This window comes from Vibrio sp. 99-70-13A1 (assembly GCF_013114625.1).
Classification (GTDB): domain Bacteria; phylum Pseudomonadota; class Gammaproteobacteria; order Enterobacterales; family Vibrionaceae; genus Vibrio.
In genome coordinates, this window is the sequence record NZ_VTXD01000083.1 from 1 (window position 1) to 2,116 (window position 2,116).

General features: G+C 32.8%; 1 protein-coding gene. It reads left to right on the forward strand.

Translation table 11 applies throughout. The features are described 5' to 3' along the window. Window positions 1-244: 244 nt before the first annotated feature. A partial coding sequence (locus F0226_RS22240) for a methyl-accepting chemotaxis protein (protein ID WP_171737671.1) occupies window positions 245-2,116 on the forward strand: 1,872 nt, incomplete at its 3' end.

Here is a 2,116-nt window from a genome sequence, read left to right on the forward strand (position 1 = left end):
GAGTAATAAGTAAAAATGAGAATATTAATTTTATGTTTTGCTTTATCAGGTTGTAGTTTTAGTCCTAGTTTGACATATCATAAAAATATTTCTTATGGTCAAGAGTTGAAAGACCTAAAAGAAGCGTATGAATTTAATGCCATTAATGAAGAGGAATACATTAACTCAAAGAATGAAATATTGAATATGATCAACTAGTAATGCTTATTTTACATCGTCTATAATAATTTGGATTTTTTATTATATGAAATTAATTAATAAACTCATGTTGGTTTTTGGTAGTCTACTTATTTTTACTGTAACAACTTCTAGTATTGTTGAATATTATCAATTGAAAGAAACATCTATTTCTTCTCAGTCAGATGTGATTAAAAAAAATGTCAGCCTAGTCTCGAATGTAATAGATCTCAATTTAAATAGAATATTTGATGTATTGCATAATTCATCTGATTTTATTACATCATCTCGAAATCTAGGCTTTGAATTAAAAGGCACTATGTCTATATTACATTCAATTACTGATAATCTTAATGTGAATAATGCATATTTGATGCTTACTAATGGTGATTTTTATTCGACATTTGATAATGGATCATTAATTGAACCACATATAAAAGATACGTATATAAAAATACTTTCTAGAGTCGTCTCTGGAGAAAATATGCTGGTTACAGATCCATTTTTAGACATTGATGGGGAGATGGTTGTTGCAGTTGCAGTTTCAGTAAAATACGAAGAAAATGTCTTTGCAGCACTTGTTATTAATTTAAGAGTTTCTTCATTATTTCGATCTATTAATAATATTGATCATGATAATAAACTTTGGATTATAACTGAAGATGGAATTATAGTTACTTCACCTGATGAACTTTTGGTTGGGAAAAATATTAATGATTTATTTCCAAATCTAAAAGTTGCAAGTTCTTCTCAGACCAAATCAAATTTTATTTATAATGCTACTGAATATTTAGTTTTATCCCAAAAGACGAACGTTATCGGCTGGCATGTTTTAGAGTGGACTACCTGGGATTCCATAACAGGGCCGTATAAATCTAACCTTAAATCAACTTTTTTAATTTTATTTGTCTTTGTTATTGGCTCACTTTCTATTTTATATATAGCAATCAAATATTATGTTTACCTCCCTCTTGGCGGAGAACCTCAGCAAATCGCTGACACTATGTTTGAAATATCTACCGGGGATTTAGCTAGCTCATCCCAACGGAAAGCAACAAATGGAATTTATCGCGATGCATTATCTATGAGTGGACAATTGCGTAACACAATCCAAGGCGTAAAGTCCTTGTCGGCTAATGTTGAAAGTGTAGCTAACTCTGTTCACCAATCTGCTACTAACGTGAACGCTAATGCTTCACGCCAGATGGAAGAGTTAGAGACAGCTTCAACTGCCGTCGTTGAAATGAGCGCGACACTTGGAGAGGTTTCACTTAGTGCTGATAATGCTTTATCTTCAGCAAAATCTGCTAATGAAGATGCTGATACTGGTCTAAATTTGGTTCACAATGTTGATATTGGAATCAAAGAATTAAATGCAAATATTTATGAAGCGCAGCGTGTGATCGAACTGGTGGAGCTTGAAGCGCATAGTGTCGGTAAAATATTAGACGTTATTGAAGGAATTGCCGAACAAACTAATTTACTGGCATTAAATGCTGCTATTGAAGCTGCTCGAGCTGGTGAACTGGGGAGAGGTTTTGCTGTTGTGGCTGATGAAGTTAGAAATTTAGCGAGTCGCACTCAAAATAGTACTGCTCAAATTCATGAACTTATTGATGCCCTACAACATAAAAGCCTTCAGTCAGTAGAAATTATGAATAGAAACACGAAAGACTCAGAAGCCATTTTAAACTATTCTACTCAAGCCACCGTAGCTCTTAATACAATTAAAAAATCTGTTACCAAAATACAAGTGACAAATGATTTCATTTCTTCATCAGCAAAACAACAAGTTCAAGTATCTGAGAAAATTAGTGAGACAGTTTATGATATTAGTATTATGGCAAAGCATACTCAGCAAGGTTCAAGCGCTAACCAAGTCCTAGCTACAGAGTTAAATCATGCATTAATTGACTTAGATGAATCAGTAGGTAAATTT